A 22,034-nucleotide genomic window follows, 5' to 3' on the forward strand; every position below is an offset into this window, starting at 1 on the left:
CCGACCCTATCCGCCGGGTCGCCGCACCTGCCAGCGGCGGACGGGGTACAACCGGAGACATGCGACTGGAGCACCACTCGGAGACGGCCGACCGGATTCACGGCGGCTGGCTGGGCCGGATCGCCGGGAACATGCTCGGCAAACCCGTGGAGCGCGGCGGGTACTGGACCCGGGAGCGCATCGACCGCTATCTGCGGCGCACGGGCGCGCTGCCGCTCACCGACTATCTGCCCCCTCCCCCGGCGGACGCGGGAGAAGGCGAGTTCGATCTGCGCCCCGAGTGGCCGCAGTGCGTACGGGGCCGTGTCCACGGGAGCTGCCGGGACGACGACATCGACTACACGGTCCTGGGGCTGCACCTGCTGGAGGCCCACGGCTTCGGCTTCACGACCGAGCAGGTGGGCGACATGTGGCTGCGGAGGCTGCCGTACCTCCAGACGTTCACCGCCGAACGGGTCGCGTACCGGAATCTGGTGAACGGGCTGACGCCGCCGCGCACGGCCACGCACGAGAACCCGTACCAGGAGTGGATCGGGGCGCTGATCCGGGCGGACGTGTACGGCTGGACCTCCCCCGGCGACCCCGCGCGGGCCGCCGCGCTCGCCCGCAGGGACGCCGTCCTGTCGCACCGGGGCACCGGGGTCCAGGGCGCGATGTGGGCCGCCGCGCTGATCGCCGCCGCGTTCACGGCGGACGGGCCGCGCGAGGCGGTCGCGGCCTCCCTGGAGCAGATCCCGCCGGACGGCAGACTGGCCCGTACGGTCCGGGAGGCCGCGGCGCTGCACACGGCGGGGGCGACCTGGTCCGACACCCTCACCGAGCTGGAGGAGCGCACCCGGGGGCTGCACTGGATCCACACCGTGCCCAACGCCGCCGTCATCACCGCCGGGCTGCTCTACGGCGAGGGCGACTTCACCGCCACCGTCGCCCTGACCGTGCGCGGCGGTCTGGACACCGATTCGAACGGGGCCACCGCGGGCTCCGTCGCGGGGGTGCTGTGCGGCGCGGACGGCATTCCGCGCCAGTGGACCGAGCCGCTGCGGGACCGGGTGCGCAGCGCCGTCATCGGCTTCGACGGGGCGCGCATCAGCGACCTGGCGGACCGCACGGCACGGCTGGCGGCGACCGTACCGGCGGGGAGTACGCCGCCCGAGGCCGTCCGCGGCGGGGCCGACGGACCCGGGTGACGAGGTACGGGCGGCCTAGGCTGCGGGCATGACCATGGACTACGCCGCGTACATCGCCTCGCTGCCCCGGGTGCTCGCCGGGGCGGCCCTGCTCATCCGCGACCCGGAGGGCCGCTGTCTGATCGTGGAGCCGAACTACCGGGACGGCTGGACCCTGCCGGGCGGAACGGTCGAGTCCGACGCGGGCGAGACCCCCCGGGAGGCGGCCCACCGGGAGACCCTGGAGGAGATCGGCCTCGCCGTCCCCCCGGGCCCGCTGCTCGCCGTCGACTGGGTACGGGCCCCGAACCGCCCGCCGATCGCGGCGTATGTGTACGACGGCGGCGTCCTCCCCCACGACCGGCTGGAGACGATCCGGCTCCAGGAGGCGGAACTGCTCTCCTGGCGCCTGGTACCCCCGGCCGAACTGCCGCGCCACCTCCCCGGGGCGCTCGCCTCCCGGGTGGCCGCCGCCCTCGACGGGCTGCGCGCGGGCCGGGGCCCGGTGGAACTGGTGGACGGCCTGCCGGTGGACACCGGGCGTTCGCCCGGGTGAGGACCGCGGCCTCGGGAAGTACCGGGTCGGCGCGCACCGGGCGGACGGGATGCCGACAGCACGGCCTAGGGGAGTGTCGTCACCATAGCGCCGTCCGTCCGGAAAACGGGCGGTTCGGCGCATGATGCGTGCAGATGCAAGGCGGAGGAGGGAGTCCATGCGGTGGGGGTCCCTCCCGGGCCGCCGGGCCCAGGGGGCCATCGGCGACTGACGACAACGCAGCAGATGTGCGTGCAAGGCGTCGCACCGCAGACGGGATGCCGACGGCACGACCTAGGGTCGTCGTATGAGTCTTGTCGCGATCCTGACCGGGGCGGGTGTCTCCACCGACTCCGGTATCCCCGACTACCGGGGCCCGAACGGGCTGTGGCGGCGTGACCCCGAGGCCGAGAAGCTGGTCACGTACGACTGCTACCTGTCCGACCCGGAGATCCGCCGCCGGTCCTGGCTGATGCGGAGCACCAGTCCCGCGTGGGGCGCCGAGCCCAACGCCGCGCACCGGGCGATCGCCGCGCTGGAGCGACGGCCCGGATTCGCCGTGCGAGTGATCACGCAGAATGTGGACGGGCTGCATCAGCGCGCGGGGATCGCGGAGCGCAAGGTGCTGGAGCTGCACGGCACGATGCGGTCGGTGGTGTGCACCGGCTGCGGGGCGCGCTCCTCGATGGCGGAAGCGCTCGCCCGGGTGGCGGCGGGCGAGGACGATCCGCCGTGCCGGGTGTGCGGCTCCGTCCTGAAGTCGGCGACGGTGATGTTCGGGCAGCCGCTCGACCCGGAGGTGCTGGCGCGGGCGGTGGCGATCGCGCGGGCCGCCGATGTGTTCATGGCGGTGGGGACGAGTCTTCAGGTGCAGCCCGCGGCCTCCCTGGTGGGGATCGCGGCGGAACACGGCGCCCGGCTGTCGATCGTCAACGCGGAGCCCACGCCGTACGACGGGATCGCGGACGAGATCGTCCGCGATCCGATCGGTACGGCGCTGCCCCGGCTGCTGGCGGCGCTGGAGCCCTGAGACCCGGCCCGGGGTCGCCCCCCCGGCCCGGATCTCAGCCCGGGTCTCGGCCCGGATCTCAGCCCGGGTCTCGGCCCGGGTCTCGGCCCGGATCTCGGCCCGGATCTCGGCCCGGGTCTCAGAAGAGCGCCTCTTCGTGGGCGGTGTCCCGCCCGGCCTCGAAGGCGAGCAGGCCCCGCTTGCGGTCGATCCCGCCGCCGTAGCCGACGAGTTTGCCGGTGGAGCCGATGACCCGGTGGCAGGGGACGACGATGGACACCGGGTTCTTGCCGTTCGCGAGGCCGACGGCGCGGGATGCCCGGGGGTTGCCGAGCTCCTCGGCGAGTTCGCCGTAGGTGCGGGTCTCCCCGTAGGGGATCGTGAGCAGCCGGTCCCAGACCCTGCGCTGGAAGTCGGTGCCCTCCAGGCGCAGCGGCAGCTCGAAGACGGTCAGTTCGCGGTCGAAGTACGCCTGGAGCTGGCGGACGGCCTCCGTGAAGGGACGGGCGTCGGGCTCGCCGAAGGCGGACCGGTCGGGGCGGTGGCGCTGGTCGGTCATGTAGATGCCGCTGAGGACCCCGTCGGTCGCGACGAGGGTCAGCTCCCCGCAGGGGCTGTCGGCAACCGTGTGCTGCCTGGTCATGGCGGTCTTTCCTTAGCTGGGGAGATGGTTGACGGGGTGGTCGTCGGTGGCCCAGAGGTACTGGACCGCGTAGGCGCGCCAGGGCCGCCAGCCGGCCGCGTGCGCGGTCAGCGCGGCGGGGGTGGCGGGCAGGCCGAGGGCGTGGGCGGCGCGGCGGACACCGAGGTCGCCGGGGAGGAAGGCGTCCGGGTCGCCGAGGGCGCGCATGGCGATCACCTCGACGGTCCAGGGGCCGAAGCCCGGCAGGGCGTGCAGAACGGCGCGGGCCTCCTCCCAGTCGCTGTCGACGCCGAGCCCGAGCGAGCCGTCGGCCAGGGCCGTCACCAGGGTGGTGAGGGTGGTGCGGCGGCTGCGGGGCAGCGCCAGGGCCTCGGGGTCGAGACCGGCGAGCGCGGCGGGCGGGGGGAAGAGATGGGTGAGCCCTCCCTCCGGGTCCATGATGCTCTCACCGTGGGCCCGGACCAGACGGGCGGCGTGGGTCCGGGCGGCGGCCGTGGAGACCTGCTGCCCGAGGACCGCCCGGACGGCGAACTCGGCCGCGTCGACGGTGCCCGGCACCCGGCGGCCGGGGGCCGCGTCGACGAGGGGCCGCAGCACCGGGTCGGCGCGGAGCCGTTCGTCCACGGCGACGGGGTCGGCGTCGAGGTCGAGCAGCCGACGGCAGCGGTTGATCGCGATGGTGAGGTCGCGCGGATCGGTCAGGGCGAGCCGGCAGGCGATGTGCCCGGGGCGCGGGGCGAGGGCGACGGTGGCGTGCCCGTGCGGGAGGCGCAGGGTGCGCCGGTAGGCGCCGTCGCGCCACTCCTCGACACCGGGGACGGCCGTCGCGGCGAGATGGCCGAAGAGATTGCTGGGGTCGAGGGGTTCGCGGTAGGGCAGCCGGAGGGTGATCACACCGGGCGCGGGCACGGGCGCGGCGGCGGACCGCGCGGCGCGGGCCCGCAGCTCGCCCGGGGCGAGGGCGAAGACCTCGCGGACGGTCTCGTTGAAGGTGCGGACGGAGGAGAAGCCCGCCGCGAAGGCGACCTCGGCGAGCGGGAGCGCCGTGGTCTCGATGAGCAGCCGCGCGGTCTGGGCCCGCTGGGCGCGCGCCAGGGCGAGCGGGCCCGCGCCCAGCTCGGCGCCGATCTGCCGCTCGATCTGCCGGGTGGAGTACCCGAGCCGTGCGGCGAGCCCCGGTACGCCCTCGCGGTCCACGACCCCGTCGCCGATCAGCCGCATGGCCCGGGCCACGGTGTCGGCGCGCGCGTTCCACTCCGGGGACCCGGGGCTGGTGTCGGGCCTGCACCGTTTGCAGGCCCGGAATCCGGCCTGCTGGCAGGCGGCGGCGCTGGGGTAGAAGGTCATGTTCTCGGGTTTCGGGGGCACCACCGGGCAGCTCGGCCGGCAGTAGATCCCGGTGGTCAGCACGGCGGTGAAGAACCACCCGTCGAAACGGGAGTCCTTCGACTGGACGGCGCGGACACAGCGCTCGGTGTCGGTGTGCATGCCTCAAGAATCCGCCCCGGAGGACGCTGATGCTGGCGGAAAAACGACATCACCCTGCCGCTGCCAGGTACTGGCCGCCGCTCTCTCAGTGGGTCAGCGGGTGTGTACCGCCGCGAAGGCCGCGTACGCGGGGGCGTCGAAGAGGACGAACCAGACCGTCCGGACCGGCGGGGCGGCGCTCTCGGCGACGGTGCCGAGCGCGATGCGGGCCGCGTCGTCCAGGGGCCAGCGGTAGACCCCCGTGGAGATCGCCGGGAACGCGACCGTCTCCGCGCCCAGCTCCGCCGCCACCCGCAGCGAGCTGCGATAACACTGCGCGAGCAGCCCGCCGCGGTCCTCGTCGGCGGACCAGACGGGGCCCACCGTGTGGATCACATGGCGGGCGGCGAGCCGCCCCGCCGTCGTGGCGACAGCCTCCCCCGTGGCCAGGCCCCGTCCCCAGTGCGACGCGCGCAGCGCCCGGCACTCCGCCAGGATCTCCGGGCCGCCCCTGCGGTGGATCGCGCCGTCGACGCCGCCCCCGCCGAGGAGGGAGGAGTTCGCGGCGTTGACGATCGCGTCGACGGACATCTCCGTGATGTCGCCCCGGACAAGCCTGATCTCCGTCATCACCCGTCCCTCCGTCACCGTACGTCCCTCGTCATCGCACGTCCGCCTTCCGCCCTTGCACGTCGCTCCGTCATCACCCGTCCGCCCTCCACCCCGGCGCGTCGCCCCGTCACCGCGCGTCCGCCTTCCGCAGCGCCCGCCAGACCGCCTTCGCCGCGTTGTGCCCGGACATGCCGTGCACCCCGGGGCCCGGCCAGGCCGCGGACGAGCAGAGGAACACCGACGGGTGCCGGGTCGTGTACGGGAACAGCGTGGGCCCAGGGCGCAGCAGCAGTTGGAGGCCGCTCGCGGCGCCGCAGGCGATGTCGCCGCCGACGTAGTTGGCGTTGCGCTCGGCCAGCACCGGCGGGCCCGCCGTGGCACGGGCCAGGACCCGGTCGCGGAACCCGGGGGCGAAGCGTTCGATCTGCCGCTCGACGGCGTCGGTCAGGTCGCCGCGCCAGCCGTGCGGGACATGGCCGTACGCCCAGAAGACCTGGCGGCCCTCGGGCGCCCGGGAGGGGTCCACCAGGCTGGGCTGGGCGGTGATCAGGAAGGGCCGCTCGGGCGCGCTGCCCCCGGTGGCGGCCTTCAGCGCGGTGTCGATGTCCCGGCTGCCCGGACCGATCTGGACGGTGCCCGCCACCCGGGGCTCCCGCGCGGTCCAGGGCACGGGCCCGTCGAGCGCGTAGTCGATCTTGAAGGCGGCGGCTCCGTACCGGTAGCGCGCGTAGGCGTGGCCGAGCCCCGCGATCCGGGCGAGCGCGGTCGGCGAGGTGTCGAAGAGATAGGCGCGCGCGGGCGGCAGGTCGTCCAGCCGCTTCACCTCGAAACCGGTGGTGACCTCGCCCCCGAGGTCCCGCAGATAGGCGGTGAGGGCGTCGGCGATCGCCTGCGAGCCGCCCCGGGGCAGCGGCCAGCCCTTCTCGTGCGCGGCGAGCGCGAAGAGCAGCCCGACCCCGCTGGTCGCCACGCCGTTCAGCGGGGCGATGACATGGGCGACCAGCCCGGCGAGCAGCGCCCGGGCCCGGTCCTCGTGGAAGCGGCGCATCAGCCAGCCGTACGGCAGGAGTCCCACGCTCCCGAAGCGGGCGAGCCCCAGCGGGTCCCGGGGCAGGGCGGTCAGCGGCAGGGACATGAAGTCGCGGACGAGGACGTCCCAGCGGCCGAGGAAGGGGCTGATCAGCCGCCGGTAGGTACCGGCGTCCCGCGCCCCGAAGGACGCGGCGGTCTCGGCGACGGAACGGGAGAGCACGGCGGCGGTGCCGTCGTCGAAGGGGTGGGCCATCGGCAGCTCGGGGTGGAGCCACTCCAGCCCGTAGCGCCGAAGCGGCATCCGGGCGAACGCGGGCGACCCGATGCCCAGCGGATGCACGGCCGAGCAGGGGTCGTGCCGGAAGCCCGGCAGGGTCAGCTCCTCGGTGCGCGCGCCGCCGCCGACCGTCCCCTTCGCCTCGAAGACGGCGACGGCCAGTCCCCTGCGGGCCAGTTCGACGGCGGCCGTCAGCCCGTTGGGGCCCGCACCCACCACGACGGCGTCGAGCATCGGTGTCACGCGCGGACTCCTTCGTCATCCGATGTCGTCATCCGATGGACAGGTCCCCAGGATATTCCCGCGCACCGGCGGTACGGACCCGGGTACGGTCCACCGCGATGAGCACTGTGTACGACGAAGCAGCGGGAGACAGGGCCGTACGGGCCATGGTGGGGCGGCTGTCGGAGGTGGACGGCGTGGTCGCCGTGGCCCTGGGCGGCAGCCGGGCCCGGGGCGCGCACCGGCCGGACTCCGACTGGGATCTGGGCGTCTACTACCGGGGCGCGGTCGACGTCGGGGCGCTGACGGCGCTCGCGGCGGAGCTGACCGGCGGGCCGGTGGCGGTCGCGGGTCCGGGCGGCTGGGGCCCCTGGGTGAACGGCGGGGCGTGGCTGCGGGTGGGCGGGGTGCCCGTGGACTGGATTCTGCGCGATCTGGACCGGGTGGAACGGGTCTGGGAGGGGTGCCGGGAGGGCCGCTACGAGGTGGGGGTCCAGGCCGGGCACCCGCTGGGCTTCTGGTCGCCCGCCTACCCGGGCGAGGTGGCACTCGGCCGGGTCCTGTCCGACCCGTCGGGGGCGCTCACGGCGCTGAAGGAGGCGGCCGGGCGCTATCCGCCCGCGCTGCGCGCGGCGCTGACCGCCGCGTCCTGGGAGGCGGAGTTCTCGGTGGCCGCGGCGGACAGGTCGGTGGGCTCCGGGGACACGCTCCACGGGGCGCTCTGCCTCGCCCGCGCGTTCGGGGTGCTGACGCAGTCCCTGTACGCGCATCACGGCGTGTGGTGCCTCAACGAGAAGGGCGCGCTCGCGGGGGCGGCGGCCCTGCCGGACACCCCGGCGGACTTCGCCGGGCGGGTGACGCGGGCGCTGACGGGCCTGGACCGGGACGCGGTACGGCTCGCGGACGCGGTGGTGCGCGAGGTCCGCGCGCTGTGGACCTGAACCGCGCGGGCGGCCGGGCGTCCCGGCGGCCCGCGCGGTCGGTCCCGGCGGTTACTGGGCGGTGAGCAGCGCGCGGACCCGTTCGGCGGTGCGGGCCGAGCGGGCGGCGGTGAACGGCAGCGCGTTGCCGCCGCCGAGCCGGAACCGCTCCCCCGAGACCGTCAGGTGCTCCCCGCCCGCCTCGCTCACGAGCAGCAGTCCGGCGGCGTGGTCCCAGGCGTACTCCCAGCTGAAGGCGACCGCGTCGAGCGCGCCCCGGGCGACGGCCAGATACTCCAGCCCGGCCGAGCCGCAGGGGCGCGGACGCACCCCCGGCACCCGCAGCCCGAGCAGCGCCCGCTTCTGGGCGTCGGTGGTGTAGTCGGGGTGGGACGTCGCCACCTCGATCTCCGCTCCGGGCGCGGGCTCGCCTGAGCTCAGCCGCACCCCGTCCAGCCAGGCGCCCGCGCCGCGTATCGCCGTCGCCATCTGCCCGAGGGCGGGGGCGTAGGTCCAGGAGGCCAGGGTCTCGCCCCGGACGGCGAGGGCGACGAGGGTGCAGAAGCCGTCCTCGCCGCGGACGAACTGGCGGGTGCCGTCCACGGGGTCGACGATCCAGACGGGCGCGTCGCCGTGCAGGGCCTCGTACACGGCGGGGTCGTGGTCCACCGCTTCCTCGCCGACGACGACCGAGCCGGGCAGCAGCGCGGTCAGGGAGGCGGTGAGGTGTTCCTCGGCGAGCCGGTCGGCGGTGGTCACCAGGTCGTGCGGGCCGCTCTTGGCCGTGATCTCGTCCTCGGCCAGCCGGCGGTGGCGCGGCAGGATCTCGGCGGCGGCGGCCTTGTGGATCGCCTCCTCGACAGCGGACAGGTCCCCGGCAAGAAATTCATCGATCATCCGTCCAGCTAAACACGGCCCGGCCCGGTGCCGGAGCCCGGCCCGGTCCCGGCCGCCCGGAACCCCTCACGGCCTGGGGCGACAGCGGTCCCCGTTCGGCGCCGGGAGTACGCTGCTGCTGTTCACGACGGTGTACGGGCGGGGACCCGGGGAGTCCGGGCCGACAGAACCGAAAGGCTCCGGCATGCACGGCGAGTACAAGGTCCCGGGCGGCAAGCTCGTGGTCGTCGACCTGGAGGCACAGGACGGCGTGCTGCGCGATGTGCGGGTCGCGGGGGACTTCTTCCTGGAGCCCGACGAGGCGATCCTCGCCATCGACCGCGCCCTGGAGGGCGCCCCCGTCGACACGGACGCGTCCGGTCTCGCCGCGCGGATCGACGCGGCGCTGCCGCCGGGGACGCAGATGTTCGGTCTGACCTCCGAGGGCGTCGGGGTGGCCGTGCGCCGCGCCCTCGCGCACGCCACCGACTGGACGGACTACGACTGGCAGCTCATCCACGAGGGCCCGCAGTCCCCCGCCCTGCACATGGCGCTGGACGAGGTGATCACGGCCGAGGTCGCCGCCGGGCGGCGGCCCCCGACGCTGCGGGTGTGGGAGTGGGGGGCGCCCGCCGTGGTCATCGGGAGCTTCCAGTCCCTGCGCAACGAGGTGGACGCGGAGGCCGCCGGACGCCACGGCATCCAGGTGGTCCGCCGGATCAGCGGCGGCGGCGCGATGTTCATCGAGCCGGGCAACACCATCACCTACTCCCTCTCGGTGCCCGAGTCCCTGGTCTCCGGCCTCTCCTTCGCCGACAGCTACGCCTATCTCGACGACTGGGTCCTCGGCGCCCTCGGCGACATGGGGGTCAAGGCGTGGTACCAGCCCCTCAACGACATCGCGACGGAGGCCGGGAAGATCGCGGGCGCGGCGCAGAAGCGGCTCGCGGGCGGCGGCCGGGGGGCGGTGCTGCACCATGTGACCATGGCGTACGACATCGACGCCGACAAGATGCTCGATGTGCTGCGCATCGGCCGGGAGAAGCTGTCCGACAAGGGCACCCGGAGCGCCAAGAAGCGCGTCGACCCGCTGCGCCGCCAGACGGGGCTGCCCCGCGAGGCCGTGATCGAGCGGATGATCGAGTCCTTCCGGGGACGGTACGGGCTGACCGACGCCACGGTGACCGGCGAGGAGCTGGCCCGCGCCGAGGAACTGGCGCGGACCAAGTTCGCCACCCCGGAGTGGACCGCCCGGGTCCCGTGAGACGGCGCCGGGCCCTCGTCCGTCCACCGGTCCGGGCGGCCGGGGCCGGTCGCGGCCGGGCCGGCCGGTCGGCCCGTCAGTCCGTCAGTCCGTCAGTCCGTCAGTCCGTCAGTCCGTCAGCGCCGGGATGACCGTGGACCCGTAGACATCGATCATCTCCTCCCTCGCGTCGTGCATGGTGTACACGGCGAACTGGTCGACCCCCAGGTCCCGCAGGGCCCGCAGTTTCTCGATGTGCGCCTCGGCGGGGCCGAGGACGCAGAAGCGGTCCACGACATCGTCCGGGACGAAGTCCGCCGAGGGGTTGCCCGCCCGGCCGTGGTGGCTGTAGTCGTAGCCCTCACGTGCCGCGATGTACGAGGTCAGCTCCTCGGGGACAAGGGACGAGTGCTCCCCGTAGCGGGCCACGAGATCGGCGACATGGTTGCCGACCATGCCGCCGAACCAGCGGCACTGCTCCCGCGCGTGGTCGAGGTCGTCGCTGACATAGGCGGGGGCGGCGACACAGATGGTGACCGACGCGGGGTCGCGCCCGGCGTCCGACGCGGCGGTGCGCACCGCCGTGACCATGGCCTCGGTGAGATAGGGGTCGGCGAGCTGGAGAATGAAACCGTCGGCCTTCTGTCCGGTGAGCTTGAGCGCCCGGGGCCCGTACGCGGCCATCCACACCGGCAGCCGTCCCTCCCGCACCCACTCCAGCCGCATCGGTGTCCCGTCGACCACCGCCTCCCGGCCCTCGGCCAGATCACGGATGGCGTCGATGGCCTCGCCGAGCAGGGCGATGGTGGTGGGCCGACGGCCCGCGACCCGCATCGCCGAGTCGCCCCGGCCGATGCCGCAGACGGTGCGGTCGCCGTACATGTCGTTGAGTGTGGCGAAGGTGGAGGCGGTGACCTCCCAGGTCCGGGTGGACGGGTTGGTCACCATGGGGCCCACCGTCATCCGCTGGGTCTCGGCGAGAATCCGGCTGTAGATGACGAAGGGCTCCTGCCAGAGCACCGCCGAATCGAAGGTCCAGCCATAGCGGAAGCCGTTGCGCTCCGCCCGCCGCATCAGATCGACGACGGCGGAGGCGGGCGGGTCCGTCTGGAGAACAAGTCCGAAGTCCATGCTGTCGCTCGCTCCTCGCTCCGGTCCTCGGACACCCAGGCGCGCACGGGCGAGGCCCGGGGAAAACGCCCCTGAGTGACCTGCTGTCAGAGAATCCTTCCACACGGGGCCCGGGGACACTCAGTCCAGGTACTGGCAGATCCCCCGGGGCACATAGGCCCCGTCCCCCGCGTTCCCCACATACACCCGGCCGTCGATCACCGGGGCGCCGCGCAGCAGCACCGTCTCCACCCGTCCGGTGATCTGTCTGCCCTCGTAGGGGGAGTAGTCGACGTTCATGTGGTGCGTCGCGGCGGACAGGGTCTGCTCGGCGTGCGGGTCGTAGATGACGATGTCGGCGTCGGCGCCCGGGGCGATCGTGCCCTTCTTGGGGTACAGGCCGAACATCCGGGCCGGGGTCGCGCAGGCGATCTCGATCCAGCGGCGGCGGCTGATGCGGCCCTCCACGACGGCCTGGTGCAGCAGGTCCATACGGGTCTCGACCCCCGGCAGCCCGTTCGGGATCTTGGAGAAGTCGGCCCGTCCCAGCTCCTTCTGGCCCTTGAAGCAGAACGGGCAGTGGTCCGTGGAGACCACCTGGAGCTCGTTCGTCCGCAGTCCGCGCCACAGGGCCTCCTGGTGCTCCTTGGGGCGCAGCGGGGTGCTGCAGACGTACTTCGCGCCCTCGAAGCCGGGTTCGGCCAGGTTCTCGGTGGACAGGAAGAGGTACTGCGGGCAGGTCTCGCCGAAGACGGGCAGGCCCTCGTGCCGGGCCCGCGCCAGTTCGGCGACGGCCTCCCGGGCGGACACATGCACCACATAGAGCGGGGCGCCCGCCACCTGGCTCAGTTTGATCACCCGGTGGGTCGCCTCCGCTTCGAGGAGCGCCTTGCGGACCTCGCCGTGGTGGCGCGGGTCCCGCTCGCCCCGGGCCAGTGCCTGTTCGACCAGGACATCGATGGCGAGGCCGTTCTCCGCGTGGGCCATCACCAGCCCGCCGTTCGACGCGGCGCGCTGCATGGCCCGGAGGATCTGCCCGTCGTCGGAGAAGAACACCCCCGGATAGGCGGTGAACAGCTTGAACGAACTCACACCCGCGGAGACGAGGCTGTCCATCTCCCGGAGTGAGGACTCGTGCACATCGGACATGATCATATGGAACGCGTAGTCGACCGCGCACCGGCCGTCGGCCTTCTCGTGCCAGGCGTCCAGCCCTTCGCCGAGGGAGCCGCCCTTGGACTGGATCGCGAAATCGACGATCGTGGTGGTGCCGCCCCAGGCCGCCGCCCGGGTCCCGGTCTCGAAGGTGTCGGACGCGAAGGTGCCGCCGAACGGCATCTCCATATGGGTGTGCGCGTCGACGCCGCCGGGCACCACGTACTTCTGCGCGGCGTCGATGACACGGTCGGCGGTCCACCCATGGCTGCCGTGGGTGGCGAGGGCCACGACACGGCCACCGTCGACGAGTACATCGGCATGGAGTTCGTCGGCGGCGGTGATGACGAGACCGCCGGTGATGAGCGTGCGTGCCACGGTGCTGCTCCCTCCGCGTCGGATACGGGGTGCGGATGTCCGGACGGGTGCCGGGCCCCGGCGCGGGGCCCGGCGTCCGGACTACAGGCTCCGCAGGGCCTGTTCGAGGACGGCGGCGCCCTCCTCCGCCTCGGCGACGGTGAGGGTCAGGGGCGGGGCGATCCGCAGCACGCTGGTGCTGTGGCCGCCGCCCTTGCCGATGAGGAGTCCGCCCGCGCGGGCCGCTTCGAGCACCGCCGACGCCGCTTCGGGGTCGGCGTCCTCGGTGCCGGGCCGGACCAGTTCGACGCCGATCATCAGCCCCCGGCCGCGTACCTCCCGGACCGCCGGGACCGTCATCCCGATCGCCCGCAGCCGTTCGAGCAGCAGGCCGCCGACCCGGCGGGCGTTGCCCTGGAGGTCGTTCTCCAGCAGATAGGAGAGGTTGGCGAGGCCCGCGGCCATGGTGACGGGGGAACCGCCGAAGGTCGAGATGGAGTTGGCGTCCAGGGCGTTCATGACCTCGGCGGAGGCGACGACACCGCCGATGGACATCCCGTTGCCGATGCCCTTGGCGAAGGTGAGCAGATCGGGCGGTCCCGCGGCGCCGTGGGCCTGCCAGCCCCAGAAGTGGTCGCCGGTGCGGCCCCAGCCGGTCTGCACCTCGTCGGAGATCCACAGGATGCCATGGCGGTCCAGCACCTCCCGGAAGGCGGCGAGCAGCCCGTCCGGTCCTGAGGTGAACCCGCCGACGCCCTGGACGGGCTCGGCGATCAGGGCGGCGACCTCGCGGGTGTGGCCGAGCAGGTCCTCCAGGTCGGCGACGCACGCCGCGATGAACTCCCCGTCCGAAAGGTGCGCGTACGGGCCCCGGGTGCGGACGCCGCCGTGCACGTACAGCGTCTGGAGCGGGGAGAGCGAGGTGGGCGACCAGCTCCGGTTGCCGGTGATGGAGACCGCCGAGAAGGAGCGGCCGTGGTAGCTGTTGCGCAGCGCGAGGACCTGGTTGGAGCGGCGGTACGCGGTCGCCAGCAGCAGTGCGGTGTCGTTGGCCTCGGTGCCCGAGGTGGTGAAGAAGACCCGGGCGTCGGGGATGCCGGAGAGGGCGGCGACCCGCTCGGCCAGTTCCACCATGGGACGGTTGAGATAGAGCGTGGACGAGTGGATCATCCGTCCGGCCTGCTCGCTCACCGCCTTGGTGACCTCCGGGAGGGCATGGGCGGTCATGGTGGTGAGGATGCCGCCGAAGAAGTCGAGATACTTCCTGCCGTCGGCGTCCCAGACATGGCGGCCCTCGCCGCGGACCAGTTCGATCGGGTCCCGGTAGTAGAGCGCCACCCAGTCGGGGACGACGGCGCGGTGCCGGTCGAGCAGGCTCATGGCCGCACCAGCCCCTCATAGGCGTCGGGCCGCCGGTCGCGGTAGAAGGCCCACTGCTGCCGGACGGTGTCGATCAGGCCGAAGTCCAGGTCGCGGACGAGGAGTTCCTCGTCCTTGTCGCTCGCGGCCCCGCCGACCAGCCGGCCGCGCGGGTCCACGAAGTAGCTCGTCCCGTAGAAGTCGTTGTCGCCGTACTCCTCCTGTCCCACCCGGTTGATCGCGGCGACGAAGTACTCGTTCGCGACGGCGGCGGCGGGCTGTTCGAGCTGCCAGAGGTAGGCGGAGAGGCCGCGGGAGGTGGCGGAGGGGTTGTAGACGAGCTGGGCGCCCGCGAGGCCCAACTGGCGCCAGCCCTCGGGGAAGTGGCGGTCGTAGCAGATGTAGACGCCGATCCGGCCGACGGCGGTCTCGAAGACCGGCCAGCCCGCGTTGCCGGGCCGGAAGTAGTACTTCTCCCAGAACCCTTCGACCTGGGGAATGTGGTGCTTGCGGTATTTCCCGAGATAGCTGCCGTCCGCGTCGATCACGGCGGCGGTGTTGTAGTAGAAGCCGGAGCCCTCGATCTCGAAGACGGGGGCCACGATCACCATGCCGGTCTCGCGGGCCAGCTCCCGCATCCGGGTCACGGTGGGTCCTTCGGGCACCGGCTCGGCCCAGCGGTAGTGCTCGGGGTCCTGCACCTGACAGAAGTAGGGGGCGTTGAAAACCTCTTGGAAGCCGATGACCCGGGCACCCTGACGGGCCGCCTCGCGGGCGTGTTCCTCATGCTTGGCGATCATCGACTCGGTGTCGCCCGTCCAGGTCGCCTGGACCAGTGCGGCGCGTACGACAGAAGTCATGAGCTGCTCCTTCGACGGGGCGTCAGAGAGCCTCTACGCACGTAGACGCGGTACGTAGATGGAGAACGTAAGCCCCGTCACAGACCGGTGCAAGACCATCGCCGCCGCCGGGCACCGCCGATCCCGATTCACCCGGCCGGTCGAGCCGTGCCCGGCGGGGGCGGTGCCGCCTCGCGGTGGGCCCGGCCGCTCCGGTGCGCGCGCCCGGCACGGTCCGTCAGACAGGCCCCGCGGGGTCCAGGGTGATCGCGAGGGCGGTATGGGGGCGCCGGCCCCGGCGCACCAGGGCAGTGGGCACATCGAGCAGCCAGAACTGCCAGGTGTACTTGCGGGCGATCAGCGAGCGCGCGGCGGCGGTGTCGGCCAGCAGTTCGGCGGTGCCGGGGTGGTGGGGCGTGCCCTCGGCGATCCGGCCGCGCATGTCGCAGACGGAGACGGTCACCCGGGGGTCGCGCCGGAGCCGCTTGACCTTCCAGGAGTCGCTGTTGGTCCAGACGTAGAGCTTTCCTCCGTCGCGCGCGAACCAGACCGGTGTGGCGACCCCGGTCCCGTTCCTTCGGTAGGTGGTCAGGCTGATGTAACGGGCGGTGGCGAGGTCGTCTGCGGTCACGCGGAGAGGGTACGCCGGGCCGCCGGACGGGGCGACTCCGCCGCCGGGCCGGGCCGGGAGCGCACGGGGCCGCCCGCCCGGGCCGGGAGCGCCGGGGCGGACACGCGGCTCCCGGCGCGGCCCGGGGTCAGGCCGTCGGGGTGAGGGCGCAGCGGGTGGCCAGCTCGTCCATGGAGAGGCCGAGCGCGGTGGCGAGGGCGGCGACGGTGAAGAACGCCGGGGTCGGCGCGCGGCCCGTCTCGATCTTGCGCAGGGTCTCGGCGGAGATCCCGGCCACCGCCGCGACCTCCACCATGCTGCGTTCGCCGCGTGCGGCCCGCAGCAGTCCGCCGAGCCGTTCGCCGCGCTCGCGTTCTTCGGGGGTGAGAGGAGTACGTACCATGCCGGTATTCTAATGCCGGTATAGTAATTGGCATGATTGAGCTGAAGACCGACGCGTCGATCGACGCGATGCGGGCCGCCGGGCGGGTCGTCGCCCAGGCGCTCGCCGCCGCCCGGGAGGCCGCCGCCGTGGGGGTCCCGCTGCGGGAGCTGGACCGGGCCGCCCGCGCGGTGCTGACGGCCGCCGGGGCCTCCTCGCCCTTCCTCGGCTACCGCCCCTCCTGGGCGCCCGTGCCGTTCCCCGCCGTCCTGTGCGTCTCCGTGAACGACGCGATCGTGCACGGCATCCCGGACGGGTACCGGCTGCGCGACGGCGATCTGGTGAGCATCGACTGCGGGGCGGCCCTCGACGGATGGACGGGCGACTCGGCCGTCAGCTTCACGGTGGGCCGGGCCCGCCCCGAGGACACCCGGCTGATCGCCGTCGCCGAGGAGGCGCTGCGCGCGGGCATCGAGGCCGCCGTGGTCGGGAACCGTGTCGGCGACATCGCCCACGCCGTCGGACGGGTCTGCCGCGCGGCGGGGGCGGGCATCCCCGACGGCTTCGGCGGCCACGGCATCGGGCGCACCATGCACGAGGACCCCGGCGTCCCGAACGAGGGCCGCCGCGGCCGGGGGGTGCCGCTGCGGCACGGGATGACCCTGGCCATCGAACCGATGGTCATCGCCGGGGGCGCGGACGGCCACTTCACCGCGCGGGACGGCTGGACCATGCGGACGCTCGACGGCAGCCGCGCCGCCCACGCGGAGCACACGGTGGCGATCACCCGGGACGGCCCCCGGGTGCTCACCGCGCCCTGACCGGCCACGACCCGGCCGCCGCGCCTCCCGGGCGTCCGGCGGCACCCCTGGGACGTCCGGCGCGCTCCTGGGGCGTCCGGCGCGCCCCGCTCAGCCCTGGAGAGCCGCGCCCCGCTCAGCCCTGGAGAAAGGCACGGGCCAGCGCGTCCCCCTGGGTCACGGCGGCGGCGTGGTCCTCGATCGGGGCCACCCGCGAGCCCTTGAACAGGATGTAGGTCACCCCAGAGCCGACTCCTCCGCTCCGGGGGTCGGGGTCGATGCCGAGCGCCGCGGCCATGGCGTGGGACGCCTCGCCGATGATCCCGGCGGGGCCGGTGTCGCCGACGACCCCGTAGCGCACGGTGCCGCCGTGGACGACGGCCACCACCGAACCGCCCCGGATGCCCCAGTCCGGATACCGCCAGAGCCCGCTGGGGGCGGGGACCACCACAAAGGGCAGGGTCTCGGCGTTGAGCGGTCTGCCGTCGGACTGGCGAAACGCGGTCTGCTCCAGGAAGTAGGGGTCGGCACCGGTGTTGCAGCGGGGCGTGGCCTGGCCGTCGCAGTTGACGTCGAGGTCCGCCCGCCAGAACACCGCCCCGCCCGCGTCGCAGACCGGAACGGTCGCGGCGGTCCGAAGGTCCGTCCGGTACAGCCCCTGCGAGATCCGCGTACAGCCGTCGACCCGGGCCAGCAGCTCCGCCGCCGTGACGGCGCTCCGCCCGCCGCCGCCCCGGGCACCGCCCTCCTCCCCGCTCTCCCCGCCGCCCTGCGGCCCCGGCGCGGCGATCCGCTGGACACTGGCCGCGGGCGCGGGCTGCGCGACGGCGGGGAGGAGGGCGACGCCGAGCGCGGTGGAGAGGGCGAGCGTACGAGCGAGCATGAGCCAAAGGGCCTTTCTGTACGGTTTGCACGGAAAAGCGTCCTTTACCCCACCTTTCGGGAAACCCATCATCGGGTGCGGCCGGTCGGCGGGCGTGCGGGCCGCACGGCGCGCCGCCCGTCCGGGAGCGGCTCCCGGACGGGCGGCGCGCCCCGGGGCCGCGATCACCCGCGGCCCCGGGTGAGGTCAGCTCCCCGGACGGACGACCATCGCGGAGCCGCCGCCCCGGCGCACCTTCTCGGCGGCGGCGAGCCACCGTCCGTCGGGCAGCCGCTCGACCCCGGTCGCCGCCCCGATCTCCGGGTTCTGCCGGAAACGGTGCCCGATGGCCTCGAGCTGGGCGCGGAGCGGGCTGTTCCAGAGCGCGGGCTCGACCTCGGTGGTGGTCTGGTTGCGCTGGCTCGCCCGGGGCGCGGCGATCGCCTCGACCAGCGGCATCCCCCGGTCCAGACGGTTCGTCAGGGTCTGGAGGACCGTGGTGATGATGGTCGCCCCGCCCGGCGAGCCCAGCGCGAGCCGCACCCGGCCGTCGTCGACGACGATCGTCGGGGAGATCGAGGACCGCGGACGCTTGCCCGGGCCGGGCAGGTTCGGGTCGTGCACGGCGGGGTTCGCCGGGGCGAACGAGAAGTCCGTCAGCTCGTTGTTGAGCAGGAAGCCCCGGCCCGGCACGGTGATGCCGCTGCCGCCCGTGGACTCGATCGTCAAGGTGTACGCGACGACGTTGCCCCAGCGGTCGGCCACGGTCAGATGGGTGGTGTTGTCGCTCTCGTAGGTGGCGGGAACGGGCGGGCCCGAGGCGCCGCACGGAACGGGGTTCTCCGGGTCACCGGGCGCCAGCGGGCTCGTCAGCACCGCGTTGTCCTTGATCAGGCAGGCGCGGGCGTCGGCGAACCGCTGGGACAGCAGCCCCCGCACGGGCACGTCCTCGAACGCCGGGTCACCCACCCAGCGTCCCCGGTCCGCGAACGCCACCCGGCTGGCCTCGATGAAACGGTGCAGATGGCGCGCGGCTGTCGCCTTCGACAGATCGGTGCGCTCCAGGATGTTCAGCCCCTCGCCGACCGCGATGCCGCCCGAGGACGAGGGCGCCATGCCGTAGACGTCGAGCCCCCGGTAGGACACCCGGGTGGGCGTCCGCCGGACCGTCTCGTACGCGCGCAGGTCCCGGAGGGTCAGATCACCGGGGCGGACGGTGCGCGTGGCCCCCGGGGCGACGGGAGGCGTACGCACGGTACGGACGATGTCCCGGGCGATGTCCCCCCGGTAGAGGGCGCGGGTGCCCTCGCGGGCGAGCCGGCGGTAGGTCCGGGCCAGGTCGGGGTTCTTGAAGACCGAGCCGACGACCGGGAGCCCGCCGCCGGGCAGGAACAGCTTCGCGGTGTCGGGGAAGTCGGCGAACCGGGCCTGGTTGGCCTGGGTCTGCGCACGGAAGGTGCCGTCGACGGTGAATCCGTCGCGCGCCAGTCGCTCCGCCGGTCCCAGCAGCTCGGCGAGGGGGCGCGTGCCCCAGGACGCCAGCGCCGCGTCCCAGGTGGCCGGGGTCCCCGGGACCCCGACGCCGAGGCCGCTGGTCTGTCCCTCCTCGAACGGGATCGGCTTGCCGTCCGCCAGGAAGAGCGAGGCGTCGGCGGAGCGCGGGGCGGTCTCCCGGCCGTCGATGGTGCGGACCTTGCCCGTCGCCGCCTCGTAGTGGACGAAGTAGCCACCGCCGCCGATGCCCGAGGAGTACGGCTCGGTCACCCCGAGCGCCGCGGCGGTCGCGACCGCCGCGTCGACCGCGTTGCCGCCGCGCCGCAGCACTTCGATCCCGGCGGCGGACGCGTCGGCGTCGACACTGGCCACGGCCCCGCCGTACCCGACGGCGACCGGCGTCTTCACCGGCGGCCCACCGGGCGCGGCCCGCTCCCGCGCCGGTGCGGCGGCGCCGGGTGCCGCCGCACCGAGCGAGACGATCAGGGCCGCCGCGACGGCCAGAACCGAAGTGTTCCGCCCGACTGAACGAGTCATCCCCACCCTCCGATCGACAGACTGCCCGAACTGTAGCTCCCCTGGTGCGGACTCGACCCACCCCGAAGTCCGCCTTTCCCGCGCGGCTTGGGCGCGCGACCGTCTTCCCCGTGACGAACGAGCCCTTGCCCCGCACCCGCACCCCGTCGACGAGTGGACGATCCCCTCGCCCCCGCGGGCAAGTGAGCCGAAGGCATACCGCCTTCGCCCCGTCCCTGGGCCGGCCGATGGCCTTGCCCCCTGCGGCGAGTGAGCCGAAGAGGTGCCGCCCGCACCCCGCGCGTGCGTGGACGGTCACCCCGTCCCGGGACGCGTGACCGCCGAGAACGGAGGGCGCGTCCCTGCCACTTGGGCCGGGCGATGACCCCCATCCTGCGGCGAGTGGGCCATCGGGGCGCGTGGCCGCCGAAAGCGGAGAGCGCGCGCCCGCCCCGGGGCGAGTGGGCCGTGGGGGCGCCCGGCTGCCGGGAGCGGAGAGCGGGCCCCTGCCCCTTGGGCTGGACGTCTGCCTCCGCCCCGGGGCGAGTGAGCCGCAGGGGTGCCGCAGGCGCCGAAAGCCGAGAGCTCGCCCCCGTCTCCTGGGCCGGGCGTTTCCCTCCGCCCTGCGGCGAGTGAGCCGCAGGGGTGCGCCCCCGCCTCTTTGGGCCGGGCGTTTGCCTCGACCCCGCGGCGAGTGAGCCGAAGGGGTGCCGCGGGTGCCGAAAGTGGAGAGCGCGCGGAGGTTCCGAGGAACGAGGAACCGAGCACGGTCGACCGTCGGCGCACGCTCCAGCACCCCGGAGGCGAACCGAGCCACAAAAAAGGGAGAGCAATCGTTACCGGTGCGTTAACCACCGGGGAGTTACCGCAGGTAAGGGATTCCCGTTACCTTACGGACACCTTCATGTGACCCCAGGTCACATCCCCCCATGACGGTTGTGAGGAGGGACCCGTGGGACTCCCCCGCAAAGCTCTGCGCACCGCCCTGACGGGCGCTCTGTGTTCCGTGTTGCTCGCCGCCGGGCCGGCCAGTGGTGCCGGGTCGGTGGCCGGGACCGGTGGCCGGGCGGGCGCGCCGGTCGTGCGGTTCGTCGATGTCGAGGGCGACGGCGGCACCGTGCTCAAGGCCAATGTGGTCGCCCCCGCCGACGCCGGGCCCGGGCGTTCGTATCCGCTCGTCGTCCTGCCCACGAGCTGGGCCATGCCGCAGCTCGAATACCTCGCGCAGGCCGGGCAGTTCGCCGCCGCGGGCTATGTCGTGGTGAGCTACAACTCGCGCGGCTTCTGGCAGTCCGGCGGTGAGATCGAGGTCGCCGGGCCACCCGATGTCGCGGACGCCTCCCGGGTGATCGACTGGGCGCTGGCCCACACCCCCGCCGACCCGGCGCGCGTCGGCATGGCGGGGGTCTCCTACGGCGCGGGGATCAGTCTGCTCGCCGCCGCCGAGGACCCCCGGATCAAGGCCGTGGCCGCGCTGAGCGGCTGGGCCGATCTCGCGGGCTCGATCTACAGCGGACGGACCCAGCACGCGCAGGCGGCGGCGGTCCTCACCGGGCTCGGCTTCCTCACCGGCCGTCCCAGCGCCGAACTGCGCGGCATCATGGCCGACTTCCTCAGTTCCAGGCTCGATCAGGAGCAGCGCATCCTCGATTGGGCGGCCCGCCGCTCCGTCGACCGGCGGATCGCGGGCCTCAACGCCCGGGGCACGGCGGTGATGCTCGGCAACGCCTGGGGCGACTCGATCTTCCCGCCCAACCAGTACGCGGAGTTCTTCGAGCGGCTGACGGGTCCCAAGCGGCTGGAGTTCCGGCCGGGCGACCATGCCACCGCCGAGGGGACCGGGCTCTTCGGACTCCCCAACGACACCTGGACGAGCACCCGCCGCTGGTTCGACCACCATCTCAGGGGCGTGGACAACGGCGTCGACCGGGAGCCGCCCGTTCGGCTCAAGTCCCGTTCCGACGGGGAGTACGAGGGGTATCGCGACTGGCGGTCGGTGGGCTCCGCCGAGCGCAGGCTGCCCCTCGGGGGGACGCAGCGCGTGCTCACCGGAGTGGACTCCGGCGCGAACGGCGGGCTGGTCCTGCTCTCGGGAGCGCTGGACCAGTTCACCCGGGTGCCTCCGATCGCGGCCGTCCCCCTGCTGCCCCGGGCCTTCGCGGCCGTCTGGCAGTCCGAGCGGTACGACGCCCCGCAGCGGATTCGGGGGACGAGCAGACTGCACACCACCGTCACCGGCACCGGGGCGAGCGGGACCCTCGTCGCCTACCTCTACGACGTGGGCCCGCTCGGCCTCGGCAAGCTGGTCACCAGTGCCCCGTACACCTTCCACGGCCGGACACCCGGCACACCGTTCGCCGTCGACCTGGAGCTGTTCTCCACCGCCTATGACGTCCCGGCAGGCCACCGTCTCGCCGTGGTCGTCGACACCGTCGACCCGCTGTACATCGAGCACAACCCGGCCGGGGCACAGCTGACCTTCTCCTCGCCCGCCGACGACCCGTCCCAGCTGTCGGTACCGCTGCGCGAGGAGTGATCACCGGCTGCC

General features: G+C 73.8%; 20 protein-coding genes. 7 read left to right on the forward strand and 13 right to left on the reverse strand.

The features are described from left to right. Positions 1 to 59 precede the first annotated feature (59 nt). From CRV15_RS03320 to CRV15_RS03330, 3 genes are all read left to right on the forward strand, one after another. Positions 60 to 1,187: an ADP-ribosylglycohydrolase family protein gene (locus CRV15_RS03320; RefSeq protein ID WP_003954512.1), complete on the forward strand. Its 1,128-nt coding sequence runs from the start codon at positions 60 to 62 to the stop codon at positions 1,185 to 1,187. A gap of 28 nt (positions 1,188 to 1,215) precedes the next feature. After that, positions 1,216 to 1,722: an NUDIX domain-containing protein gene (locus CRV15_RS03325; RefSeq protein WP_003954511.1), complete on the forward strand. Its 507-nt coding sequence runs from the start codon at positions 1,216 to 1,218 to the stop codon at positions 1,720 to 1,722. 286 nt (positions 1,723 to 2,008) lie between these two features. Beyond that, positions 2,009 to 2,731, forward strand: coding sequence for an SIR2 family NAD-dependent protein deacylase (locus CRV15_RS03330; protein WP_003954510.1), 723 nt, complete (start codon positions 2,009 to 2,011; stop codon positions 2,729 to 2,731). Positions 2,732 to 2,849: 118 nt separating this feature from the next. On the opposite strand, the gene CRV15_RS03335 is transcribed toward CRV15_RS03330, so the two are convergent. The 4 genes from CRV15_RS03335 to CRV15_RS03350 all read right to left on the reverse strand — a co-directional run bounded on the left by CRV15_RS03335 (position 2,850) and on the right by CRV15_RS03350 (position 6,975). Next, positions 2,850 to 3,353, reverse strand: coding sequence for a methylated-DNA--[protein]-cysteine S-methyltransferase (locus CRV15_RS03335; protein ID WP_003954509.1), 504 nt, complete (start codon positions 3,351 to 3,353; stop codon positions 2,850 to 2,852). 12 nt (positions 3,354 to 3,365) lie between these two features. After that, on the reverse strand, positions 3,366 to 4,841 hold the full coding sequence (locus tag CRV15_RS03340) for a DNA-3-methyladenine glycosylase 2 family protein (protein ID WP_003954508.1): 1,476 nt from the start codon (positions 4,839 to 4,841) through the stop codon (positions 3,366 to 3,368). A gap of 93 nt (positions 4,842 to 4,934) precedes the next feature. Continuing rightward, positions 4,935 to 5,450: an O-acetyl-ADP-ribose deacetylase gene (locus tag CRV15_RS03345; protein ID WP_003954507.1), complete on the reverse strand. Its 516-nt coding sequence runs from the start codon at positions 5,448 to 5,450 to the stop codon at positions 4,935 to 4,937. Between the two features lie 109 nt (positions 5,451 to 5,559). Further along, on the reverse strand, positions 5,560 to 6,975 hold the full coding sequence (locus CRV15_RS03350) for a phytoene desaturase family protein (RefSeq protein WP_003954506.1): 1,416 nt from the start codon (positions 6,973 to 6,975) through the stop codon (positions 5,560 to 5,562). A gap of 107 nt (positions 6,976 to 7,082) precedes the next feature. On the opposite strand from CRV15_RS03350, the gene CRV15_RS03355 reads away from it, so the two are divergent. Then, positions 7,083 to 7,904, forward strand: coding sequence for a nucleotidyltransferase domain-containing protein (locus CRV15_RS03355; protein ID WP_003962333.1), 822 nt, complete (start codon positions 7,083 to 7,085; stop codon positions 7,902 to 7,904). A gap of 51 nt (positions 7,905 to 7,955) precedes the next feature. On the opposite strand, the gene CRV15_RS03360 is transcribed toward CRV15_RS03355, so the two are convergent. Beyond that, positions 7,956 to 8,780 (reverse strand): inositol monophosphatase family protein, encoded by an 825-nt coding sequence (locus CRV15_RS03360; RefSeq protein ID WP_003954504.1) that lies wholly within the window; start codon positions 8,778 to 8,780, stop codon positions 7,956 to 7,958. A gap of 184 nt (positions 8,781 to 8,964) precedes the next feature. On the opposite strand from CRV15_RS03360, the gene lplAB reads away from it, so the two are divergent. Further along, positions 8,965 to 10,023 carry a lipoate-protein ligase LplAB gene (gene lplAB / locus CRV15_RS03365; RefSeq protein ID WP_009997908.1) on the forward strand — a complete coding sequence of 353 codons (1,059 nt, stop codon included), beginning with the start codon at positions 8,965 to 8,967 and terminating at the stop codon, positions 10,021 to 10,023. Between the two features lie 108 nt (positions 10,024 to 10,131). On the opposite strand, the gene CRV15_RS03370 is transcribed toward lplAB, so the two are convergent. From CRV15_RS03370 to CRV15_RS03395, 6 genes are all read right to left on the reverse strand, one after another. Continuing rightward, entirely contained in the window at positions 10,132 to 11,133 is a 1,002-nt protein-coding gene (locus tag CRV15_RS03370) for a TIGR03842 family LLM class F420-dependent oxidoreductase (protein ID WP_003954502.1), read from the reverse strand. 120 nt (positions 11,134 to 11,253) lie between these two features. Continuing rightward, positions 11,254 to 12,645 carry a dihydropyrimidinase gene (gene hydA / locus CRV15_RS03375; protein WP_003954501.1) on the reverse strand — a complete coding sequence of 464 codons (1,392 nt, stop codon included), beginning with the start codon at positions 12,643 to 12,645 and terminating at the stop codon, positions 11,254 to 11,256. 81 nt (positions 12,646 to 12,726) lie between these two features. Beyond that, complete coding sequence (locus CRV15_RS03380; protein WP_003954500.1) at positions 12,727 to 14,004, reverse strand: aspartate aminotransferase family protein; 1,278 nt, start codon at positions 14,002 to 14,004, stop codon at positions 12,727 to 12,729. Next, positions 14,001 to 14,843: a nitrilase-related carbon-nitrogen hydrolase gene (locus CRV15_RS03385; protein WP_003954499.1), complete on the reverse strand. Its 843-nt coding sequence runs from the start codon at positions 14,841 to 14,843 to the stop codon at positions 14,001 to 14,003. The genes CRV15_RS03380 and CRV15_RS03385 overlap by 4 nt, the downstream gene beginning before the upstream one ends. 217 nt (positions 14,844 to 15,060) lie before the next feature. After that, on the reverse strand, positions 15,061 to 15,453 hold the full coding sequence (locus CRV15_RS03390) for a PPOX class F420-dependent oxidoreductase (RefSeq protein WP_003954498.1): 393 nt from the start codon (positions 15,451 to 15,453) through the stop codon (positions 15,061 to 15,063). Between the two features lie 127 nt (positions 15,454 to 15,580). Continuing rightward, positions 15,581 to 15,835 (reverse strand): helix-turn-helix domain-containing protein, encoded by a 255-nt coding sequence (locus tag CRV15_RS03395; RefSeq protein WP_003954497.1) that lies wholly within the window; start codon positions 15,833 to 15,835, stop codon positions 15,581 to 15,583. A gap of 32 nt (positions 15,836 to 15,867) precedes the next feature. Between CRV15_RS03395 and map the strand changes: the two genes are divergently transcribed. Next, the gene (map, locus tag CRV15_RS03400; RefSeq protein WP_003954496.1) at positions 15,868 to 16,635 is read left to right on the forward strand and encodes a type I methionyl aminopeptidase; all 768 of its coding nucleotides are present in this window, start codon (positions 15,868 to 15,870) and stop codon (positions 16,633 to 16,635) included. Positions 16,636 to 16,750: 115 nt separating this feature from the next. Here map and CRV15_RS03405 read toward each other — a convergent pair whose 3' ends face one another. Further along, the gene (locus tag CRV15_RS03405; RefSeq protein WP_009997905.1) at positions 16,751 to 17,497 is read right to left on the reverse strand and encodes a glycoside hydrolase family 75 protein; all 747 of its coding nucleotides are present in this window, start codon (positions 17,495 to 17,497) and stop codon (positions 16,751 to 16,753) included. 186 nt (positions 17,498 to 17,683) lie between these two features. Continuing rightward, positions 17,684 to 19,507 carry a gamma-glutamyltransferase gene (gene ggt, locus CRV15_RS03410; protein ID WP_003962329.1) on the reverse strand — a complete coding sequence of 608 codons (1,824 nt, stop codon included), beginning with the start codon at positions 19,505 to 19,507 and terminating at the stop codon, positions 17,684 to 17,686. A 931-nt stretch (positions 19,508 to 20,438) separates the two neighbouring features. Between ggt and CRV15_RS03415 the strand changes: the two genes are divergently transcribed. Then, positions 20,439 to 22,022 (forward strand): alpha/beta fold hydrolase, encoded by a 1,584-nt coding sequence (locus CRV15_RS03415; protein ID WP_003954492.1) that lies wholly within the window; start codon positions 20,439 to 20,441, stop codon positions 22,020 to 22,022. Positions 22,023 to 22,034 lie beyond the last annotated feature (12 nt).

Origin of the sequence: Streptomyces clavuligerus (assembly GCF_005519465.1) — a bacterium.
GTDB classification, from domain to species: domain Bacteria; phylum Actinomycetota; class Actinomycetes; order Streptomycetales; family Streptomycetaceae; genus Streptomyces; species Streptomyces clavuligerus.